Source organism: Prevotella mikamonis (assembly GCF_055381405.1).
Genome location: NZ_AP035785.1, coordinates 2938070 through 2948037, shown reverse-complemented (window position 1 = coordinate 2948037; position 9968 = coordinate 2938070). Strand labels below are relative to the sequence as shown.

6 protein-coding genes are annotated in these 9968 nt (G+C 48.3%); all 6 read right to left on the bottom strand.

Annotated elements, in window-relative coordinates; genetic code table 11:
- Window positions 1-386: 386 nt before the first annotated feature.
- Window positions 387-1292 (bottom strand): MlaD family protein, encoded by a 906-nt coding sequence (locus ACZ42L_RS12205; RefSeq protein WP_464716255.1) that lies wholly within the window; start codon window positions 1290-1292, stop codon window positions 387-389.
- A gap of 12 nt (window positions 1293-1304) precedes the next feature.
- Window positions 1305-2486 (bottom strand): N-acetylmuramoyl-L-alanine amidase family protein, encoded by a 1182-nt coding sequence (locus ACZ42L_RS12200; RefSeq protein ID WP_464701713.1) that lies wholly within the window; start codon window positions 2484-2486, stop codon window positions 1305-1307.
- A gap of 57 nt (window positions 2487-2543) precedes the next feature.
- Entirely contained in the window at window positions 2544-2921 is a 378-nt protein-coding gene (folB, locus tag ACZ42L_RS12195) for a dihydroneopterin aldolase (RefSeq protein ID WP_464703884.1), read from the bottom strand.
- Window positions 2922-3001: 80 nt separating this feature from the next.
- Window positions 3002-5581 (bottom strand): adenosylcobalamin-dependent ribonucleoside-diphosphate reductase, encoded by a 2580-nt coding sequence (locus tag ACZ42L_RS12190; protein WP_464699584.1) that lies wholly within the window; start codon window positions 5579-5581, stop codon window positions 3002-3004.
- A 388-nt stretch (window positions 5582-5969) separates the two neighbouring features.
- The gene (locus ACZ42L_RS12185) at window positions 5970-7418 is read right to left on the bottom strand and encodes an MFS transporter (RefSeq protein ID WP_464716254.1); all 1449 of its coding nucleotides are present in this window, start codon (window positions 7416-7418) and stop codon (window positions 5970-5972) included.
- A 61-nt stretch (window positions 7419-7479) separates the two neighbouring features.
- Window positions 7480-9957, bottom strand: coding sequence for a bifunctional UDP-N-acetylmuramoyl-tripeptide:D-alanyl-D-alanine ligase/alanine racemase (locus tag ACZ42L_RS12180; protein ID WP_464716253.1), 2478 nt, complete (start codon window positions 9955-9957; stop codon window positions 7480-7482).
- Between the last annotated feature and the right edge of the window lie 11 nt (window positions 9958-9968).

Sequence of the window (9968 nt, the reverse complement as noted above, 5' to 3'; positions counted from 1 at the left end):
TTGAAATTTATTCTTATTTAGTATGTCTTTCGACTCTCAGTCTATTAACGTGTTTGCAAATTTAGCAAAGAAATATGAATAAAACAAATGAGCCTTGTTTAGCGTTTTTTAAGGAATATAGCGTAAAGCCTTTATAATAGGGCGTTTAGCAGTTTTACGTCTTGCCGGTTATCTAAATAAGCTTTCATAATTACAACCTCTTGATTTTACGCACATTACACAGCTTCCCCAAGTTTATGGAAGTTGTGTAACATGCAAGCATAAACATTGCCGAAACAGCCCACTATAAAACGTGTTCCGAGCCTTTTCTAAGTCCGTGAAACATCAGTCCCTCCTATTTAGACTACTTTTAAATAGTTACAATTTAAATCCTTTAATCAAATGAGCTATTTATCCTTGCGGCCAAAAACCGAGAAATGAACATAGCGCTTAGGATGCTCTCGTAAATTATTGAGCAACGAGTCGGCACTCAGCATCGTCGCATTCAGATTATTATATAGGCGTGCATCGTTCATCAACAAGCCCAGACTACCCTCATTGCTGTTCAGTTTAGCCGTGACAGACTGTACATTTGCAATCGTCGCATCAACCTTAGCCATTGTTCCGGCAACATCTACGGCAGCCAAATTAGCTGTCAACCGGTTTGTATGGTCAAGCACGCTATTTGCCTTTGTCATCATGCCAGGCACATTCTTATTCAACCCTGCCATCAATGTATTGAGCTGCTGGGTGGTCGTAGTCAAGTTTGCAGACACCTGTTGAGCGTTCGCCAAGGTCTGAGCTATGGCCGGATTGGACAACAGTTGATTCACCTTTGTCAAGATACTATCCAACTTCGGCAACATCTGCTGTACCGTAGGCATCATCGAAGCTGCCTGCGCAAGCGCACCGCCGTTAATCACTCCGACTATCGTATCGCCCAAAACCATGCGCTCATGCGGGTTATTGGCCATGAGAATATTCATCTTCACGTTGCCCATGAAGTCGCTTACAATCTCAGCCGAGCTACCCTTCGGGATTCGAAGATTATTATCCACTTCTATTTCCACCAAGATATCTTTAGCCTGATTATAGTTGTACTGTATTCCCTTCACCACTCCCACCTGATAGCCATCGGCATAGATAGGGTTGGAAGACGACAACCCGCTGATATCCGTGAACTGCACAAAGTATATATATTTATTGGAGAATATAGACATACCTTTGAGATAATTCAACCCAAAGTACAGCACTATCACTCCCAGAATGGCTACAATAGCTATCTTAACTTCTCTTGTGAATAATTTCTTCATTTCGCTTACTCGTTATTTGTTCTGCTTAAACTCCCTGATAGCTTCCCTCACGTCCATCTTCACACCGTTTTTAAAGGCTATGACAAAGGCCTCCGGAAACTTATCACGCAGCTGTATACGCAATCTATTGATTTCATTGTAGTCGCTCGAAGCGCCACATGTATATTTATAAATATTATTCTCCTGATAGAAATCGATGTTCTCCACCCCACGGGAATTCATCTCACCGGCACTGAGCTTATGGCCAGATGTAAACACCTGAACCTTGAACACAGGGCGTTCATTGGTCTCCTGTGCCGGTGCTTCGACCGTTTCCGGCATCTCAGGTTTCTTATATTGTTCGGGCACAATGTCTTGTATAGACGATTTGGCAGGTGCTGTCACCTTGTAAGGAACTACGATATCTCCCCCATAATATTTCGACTTATAGGCCACAAAGGCATTGAAGATTCCCTTCGCATAGCGGTCTACGGCATCGGCGGAATTCAGGAACTGCTCCTCATCGGGGGTTGAGATAAATCCCAGCTCCAACAAACAACTCGGCATCGAAGACAGCCTCAATACAGCCAGGTTGTCTTGGTGCGCCCCCATATCGGCACGCCCCGTAGCCGAACACACATTGCGCTGCATCATCTTGGCCAATGCCACGCTCTGCTCCATGTTCTTATCCTGAATAAACTCATACATGATATTGCTCTCGGCAGAGTTCGGATCAAAGCCCTGATACGTCTGCCGGTAGTCTTTCTCCATATAGATAACGGCATTCTCGCGCTTGGCCACCTCCAGATTCTGCACAATGCCGCGCTTGCTACCGCTCGCCCTTCCACTACCCAACGTATAGGTCTGAAATCCACGGGCAATATGTCCGCCCGGCAGTGCATTCGTATGCACCGATACAAACAAGTCGGCCTTGTGTCGATTAGCCAGGTCGGCACGGTCTTTCAGAGGAATAAATACATCCGTCTTCCGCGTATATACAACTCTCACATCGGGACAGTTGCGTTCCACCAATTTGCCAAAAGCCAGTGCTATCGTCAGATTTATGTCTTTTTCCTTAGAAAAAGCCCCCATAGCTCCCGTATCGTGGCCTCCATGCCCAGGGTCGATAACAAGCGTAAAATGTCCATTGGCAGCCATAGAATTGACAGCAACCAGCAGCAATGTTATCAATGAGAGCAATGTTTTCTTATATATCATAGAGGTATAATGGACAAAAGTAACCATTTAATATTACAAAATCACTATCTACACCTAGGTTTTATCATTTATTAAAAGTAGTTTTACGCTTGCGCTACCCGAATCCGTACCCATCGGAGGATTCTCCTTGACCACTTCTATCTCGACGGATTTCATATCGGTAAATCTCGCCAGCAGTCGCTGCCCGATGTTTCCTGCCACACGCTCCAACAGGTTACAACGCTCCGACATGACCTCGCTCACCACAAGATATACCTCGGCATAGTTCAGCGTATCGTCCACATGGTCCGACCGCATGGCTCGCGACACATCATAGCCCATTCGCAGATTCACCACATAGTCGTTACCCGCAAGCCGTTCCTGCGGCAGCACACCATGGAAAGCATGATACCTCAATCCTTTCAGACAGATGAAACTTTCTTCTAACTTCATGCGGTTTGTATTATATCCGAAATTCCACGAGACAGCATTTACCATCTCGCGGAACTTCGCCATTCACTTCTGCTATGGTCTTATCCGCACCTGCTTGCACCACAGCTGGTACAAATCAGACAGCCTTCCTGATATACCAGACTCTCACTACCACAAACCGGACACTTCTGTCCCTTTGCCTGAGTACCGTCCGTGATATACTTCTTCAGCGCACGTTCTACACCGTTCTTCCATGTATTGATGCTCTCGTCCTTCAACTGGAGCGAACCTACCAGCTTCATCACATGGTCGATGGGCATACGATAGCGCAATACACCGGATATGAGCTTGGCATAATTCCAATATTCGGGATTGAATTTCTCGCTCAATCCTTCCACCGTCGTCTTATAACCACGCTTGTTCTCAAACTGGAAGTCGTAACGGCTGCTGCCATCCTCGCTCTTTTTCTTGATAATCTTACCTTTGGTTATGGTCTTCGGCAACACGATACCTTCCTCATCGTCTTGCAGACCTGTGAAGATTTCATAAGGATAACCATTGAGCAAGCCCACGAAAGCTACCCACTTCTCCTTATTGTTCTGGAATCTTACGACGTCGCACTCCAACTCTGCCGGACGGACTTCCGTCACCTCGGCATGATGACAAGGAGGTGCAGGAGCAGTCAAGGGTTCCGGTGTTTCCTGCTTTTCTTCTTTCTTCTTATCTTTCTTCGATACCGAAATCATCACCCCTGCGCGACTGCCGTCGCGATAGATTGTACATCCCTTGCAGCCACTCTTCCAGGCTTCCACATACAGGCGGTTCACCAATTCCTCGTCAACATTGTTCGGCAGGTTCACCGTTACGCTGATAGAATGGTCTACCCACTTCTGGATAGCGCCCTGCATCTTCACCTTCATCAGCCAGTCTACATCGTTGGCCGTAGCCTTGTAGTAAGGCGATTTAGCCACCAGCGCATCCATTTCTTCTGCGGTGTAACGCTGATTGGGATCGTATCCGTTTACTTGCATCCATGTCAGGAACTTGCGATGGTACACGATGTACTCCTCGAAAGAGTCGCCCACCTCGTCCACGAAATCCACATGCACGTCGGTATCATTGGGGTTCACCTTGCGACGACGCTTGTAGAACGGCATGAACACGGGCTCGATACCGCTCGTCGTCTGTGTCATCAGCGAGGTAGTACCCGTAGGAGCGATGGTCAGACAGGCGATGTTACGACGACCATATTTCTCCATATCTGCATACAGCTCAGGGGCTTCATCCTTGATACGCAGCACAAACGGGTTGGCAGCCTCACGCTTCGCATCGTAGATTTCGAATGCTCCGCGCTCTTCGGCCATCGTCACCGAACTGCGATAGGCATTCAGTGCCAACGTCTTATGCACATTGACGCTGAAGTCGGTAGCCTCCTGCGTGCCATAGCGCAGATTCATGGCAGCCAGCATATCGCCCTCGGCCGTGATGCCTACGCCGGTACGACGGCCCATACCGCTCTTGCGCTGAATCTTTTCCCATAGATGATATTCTGCCCCCTTCACCTCATTGCTCTGTGGGTCGGCCTCGATTTTCTTCATTATCAGGTCGATTTTCTCCATCTCCAGGTCCACGATATCATCCATGATGCGCTGTGCCAGTTGCACGTGCTTCTTGAACTTCTCGTAGTTGAAGGTAGCCTTATCGGTAAACGGATTCTCTACATAGCTATAAAGATTGATGCTCAACAAACGACAAGAGTCGTAGGGACACAATGGAATCTCGCCACAAGGATTGGTACTCACCGTTCGGAAGCCCAAGTCGGCATAGCAGTCGGGAATACTCTCACGTATAATCGTATCCCAAAACAGCACACCCGGCTCGGCACTCTTCCACGCATTGTGTACTATCTTTTCCCACAATTCCTTGGCAGAGATTTCCTTCGTCACCACCGGACTGTCGCTGTCAATAGGATATTGCTGCACATAAGGCTTGCCGTCTACGGCTGCCTGCATGAATTCATCGTTCAACTTTACCGACACATTAGCACCTGTCACCTTGCCCTCAGTCATCTTGGCGTCGATAAAAGCCTCGCTGTCGGGGTGCTTGATACTTACACTCAACATCAACGCACCGCGACGACCATCCTGCGCCACTTCGCGCGTAGAGTTGCTGTAACGCTCCATGAAAGGCACCAAGCCGGTACTCGTCAAGGCCGAGTTGTTCACCGGCGAACCTTTCGGGCGGATATGACTCAGGTCATGACCTACCCCACCGCGACGCTTCATCAGCTGCACCTGCTCTTCGTCTACGCGCATGATAGCTCCGTAACTGTCTGCATCGCCGTCAAGACCAATCACAAAACAGTTGCTCAGGCTGGCTACCTGATGGTCGTTACCGATGCCCGTCATCGGACTGCCGGCCGGAACAATATAGCGGAAATGATCCATCAGGTCGAACACTTCCTGTGCCGACATCGGATTCGGATATTTCTTTTCAACACGTGCGATTTCGTTGGCAATACGCCAGTGCATATCTGCCGGACTCTGTTCGAAAATATTTCCGAAGCTGTCTTTCATCGCATACTTGTTAACCCATACCCTGGCAGCCAGCTCGTCACCGTCAAAGTACCTCAAGGAAGCCTGAAAAGCCTCCTCATAAGAGTAAATCTTATTCTTTTCCATGTTTGTCTTGATCAGTAGGATTGATGTTGCAAATGTACACAATATATTTCATTTTATATCTCCTTTTTGGAAGATAAATTCAAAATTAACAACTTTGTAATTTTCCAAAAAGAAAATTTATTCTCGAAGTAAAAATACAAAAGTTTCCCATTTTGAACAACTTACAAGCTACATCAAGTCCGATTCTCTCAATACCATGCCCACTCTTCCACACATCCATTTTTCTATCAACATACTGCAAAGCCTTGGCAACATCGCTGCAAGGCCTATTCTACAAAACTGTTAGGCCCTTGCAGCAATCCTGCAAAAGCCTAACAGAAAAACGAGGCAGAATATAACTTCAAACACTTCGGCATCCCCCGTCGGGAGTAACACATCCCAAGCCTCATCAGACAATAGGTTTGTATTTGGGGACTAGCAGTTTTATCAACGTCCACCCTATCAGATAAGCCACAGCACAGATGCAGAATACTATCATATAGCCGCCTGGCTTCCCCTCAAATCCCATGAAACGGAAAGCCGAGCCTTGCTCTGCCGCATAGGTAAAGAGCAATCCCGAACCTTTGTTCAGCATGAAACTGCTCACACCGCCCGCCATCGAGCCGATACCGGTAATCGTCGCTATGGTTGACTTGGGAAACATGTCGCCAATCGTGGAATACAGATTGGCCGACCAAGCTTGATGCCCTGCCCCCAACAGGCCGATGATGATGGCAGCCCACCAGGCACTCAGCGTACCCAAAGGTTGAGCCAGCAAACCCAAGACAGGGAAACAGGCAAATATCAACATGGCCCGCATACGGCCGGCATAAGGATTCATGCCCTTCTTATCCACGAAGTACGTAGGCAGATAACCACCCCCGATGCTGAGTACCGTACAGATGGCATAGAGCGTGAAAACAAGCAGGATACCCATCGACGAGTCCGAGGTATAACCGTATTGGTCGGAGAAATAGGCTGGTGCCCAGAAGAGAAAGAACCACCAGACACCATCGGTAGAGAACTTTCCGACAAAGAAAGCCCACGTCTGCCGATAGGTAAAACATTTCCAGAAACCAATAGGTTTCTCATCGGCCTGCACTTTCTGAGGTACATTCGTTCCCGTCTCGTCGTCCTGTTCTATATAAGCCAGCTCGGCTTCGTTCACATATTTGCTGCCGACAGGCTTGTCATAGAGCCATATCCACAGCCCCATCCAGACGAATCCGAGCATACCAATGATGACGAAAGCCATCTCCCATCCCCATGCACGGGCCAACAGCGGAATGGTAGCCGGAGCTGCCAATGCACCCACAGAAGCCCCACTATTGAAGATGGACGTGGCAAAAGCACGGTCTTTTTTCGGGAAATACTCTGCCGTCACTTTGATAGCAGCCGGAAAATTCCCCCCTTCCCCAATAGCAAGTACCAGTCTGCAAGAGAGAAACAACCACACACTGACAGTGGCCAAAGCCACCGCTGCATCGCTCCCATGCTGTATAAGGGCCAACTCTTCCATACTGCCATAACCCTCTATGTGCATGGCCAACCAACCGCAACCGGCATGAAGGATAGCTCCCGTAGACCATACGAAGATGGCTATGAGATACCCTCGCTTCGTACCAAGCCAGTCTATCAGCTTCCCCGCAAACAGGTTTGCGATGGCATAGAAGATGGAAAAGAATCCGGTAATAGTACCGTAGTCGTTGTCGCTCCAGTGAAATTCTGGAGCAATAAAATCTTTCCAGGTGAGCGATAACACCTGACGGTCCAGATAATTTACTGTTGTTGCCAAAAACAACAAGCCACAGATAACCCAACGAAAATTGGACATCCTGCCCGATTTCTGTAGTTTCATATTATTAAGATTATTATTTGACATATTCAATTAGTAAATCCAGCCACCCCAGAACGACCTGTCAATCCTGAAAATAGACTCGCTTCACTCGCGGACTGATACCTGTCAACACCTCGTAAGGAATAGTATCAAGCACATCGCTGAGCACTGTTACCGGCAGATGATCGCCGAATATTTCAACAACATCGCCCTCCTTGCAGTCTATTCCCGTCACGTCTATCATCGCAACGTCCATACAGATATTGCCGACATAGTAGGCTTTCTGTCCGTTTACAAGGCAATAGCAGTGACGATTGCCCAAATGACGGTTCAAACCATCGGCATATCCGATAGGGATGGCTGCTATTACACTGTCTTTCTCCAACTTACCTTTACGGCTATAGCCCACCGTTTCGTCGGCCGGAACATTGCGCAGCTGCAATATCGTGGTCTTCAGCGTACTCACATTGTTGATGGTTGCATTGTCACGACTGTTGATACCGTAGAGCCCAAGTCCAAGTCTGCACATATCCAACTGGCGTTCCGGAAAGTGAACGATACCGGCCGAATTGTCCATGTGGCGCAATATCTTATGCTCAAAGGCATCCTGCAACTGCTTGCAGCCTTCTTCAAAGAGAGCGAACTGAGCTGCCGAAAACACATCAAAAGAGTCGCTGTCCGAACCTACGAAATGCGAGAATACCGACCGGGGAATAATCGCATTCTGATGTTTCAGACGGTCGATGAGTCGCGGCATGTCTTCACGGGGATTGAATCCCAACCGGTGCATGCCCGTATCGAGCTTGATATGTACGGGATAACCTGTGATACCCTCTTTCTCCGCAGCCTTAATCAGTGCTTCCAACAGGCGGAAACTGTAGACTTCGGGTTCGAGTTCATAGTCGAACATCGTCTTGAACGACGACATCTCAGGATTCATAATCATGATATTACTCGTGATTCCGTTCTTCCGGAGCGTCACACCCTCGTCGGCTACGGCCACGGCAAGATAGTCCACCCGATGGTCTTGCAACGTCTTGGCTATCTCCACGCTCCCTGCCCCATACGCATCGGCCTTGATCATGCACACCAACTTGGTCTCAGGGCGCATGAAGGAGCGATACCAGTTCAGGTTATCCACCACTGCATTCAGGTTGACCTCCAAAATGGTTTCATGCACTTTCTGCACCAGGAGTTCCGTTAATTGGTCGAAACCGAACGGACGTGCCCCCTTCAACAATATCACTTCGTCGCGCAATCCATGAAACACATCGCTGTGGATGAAATCTTCCACATTCTCAAAGAAGTATTTCTCGCCCACGGCTATCACGTCGGCCTGTTGCAGCAGTTGCGGTCCGATACCGATAAACTTCTGCACTCCACGCTCTACAGCCATGTTCGACACCTCTTGATAGAGCCGCCTCGGCTGCTCACCACTTTGAAATATATCACTCAAAATCAATGTCCGCCGACGTCCCTGATGGTCCGGCCGACGATTCATAAAGTCAAGTGCAATATCCAAGGAGTTAATGTCGGAATTGTAACTATCGTTAATCAGCGTACAGCCATGCTGCCCCTGCTTCACCTCCAGGCGCATGGCTACAGGTTCGAGTGTTGCCATGCGCAGCTTCAAATCATCTTTCGACACACCGAGCAGCAGTGCCACAGCTGCCGAAGTAACACTATTAGCCACCGAGGCATCGTCGATAAAAGGTAAATCGTACTCCCCCTGCTCCGTGCCACGGAATATATAAGAGACGCGAGTCATCGTCTCACCCTTTTCCACCTTATATATATAGAGAGCAGCCTCTGGATTCTTCATACTCCAGTCGGTCTTTTCCCCTTTGTAGTCCGATTCCTCCAGACAACGCACAACGACCTCGTCGTCTGAACAATATACCACATTCGACGCATCATGGAATAATCTCAACTTCTCACGACACTTCTCTTCCATCGACGAGAAGTTCTCCTGATGAGCCAGCCCCAGACTGGTCAACACACCGATAGTGGGCTGAATGATGTCGCGCAAAGCCAACATCTCACCCGGCAAACTGATACCTGCCTCGAAGATTCCTACCTGTGTCTGCTCGTTCATCAGCCATACGGAGAGCGGAACACCTATCTGCGAATTGTAACTACGAGGACTGCGAGTGGTCATCAGCTGCGGTGATACCAGTTGGTAGAGCCATTCCTTCACCATCGTCTTACCGTTGCTGCCGGTAATACCCACGATGGGAATGTTGAATTCGTCGCGATGCCGCTCGGCCAAACGCTGCAAGGCTTCCAACGGATTGACCACTTTCAGGAAATTTGCATCGGCATAGAGCTGTGCAAAATCGTGAGGCACATGCCCTACAACAAAGTTACGCACCCCGCGGCGATACAGTTCCGGGATATAATAATGTCCATCGTTGCGACCGGACTTTAATGCAAAAAACAGGGTTTCTTCAGGGAAACACAGTGAACGGCTATCGGTTAGAACAAACCCGATGTTAGCTTCATGTTCTCCAAAACGACGCGCACCTATCAGTGTGGTTACTTTTTCAATAGTATATGTCATCGTATGATGTG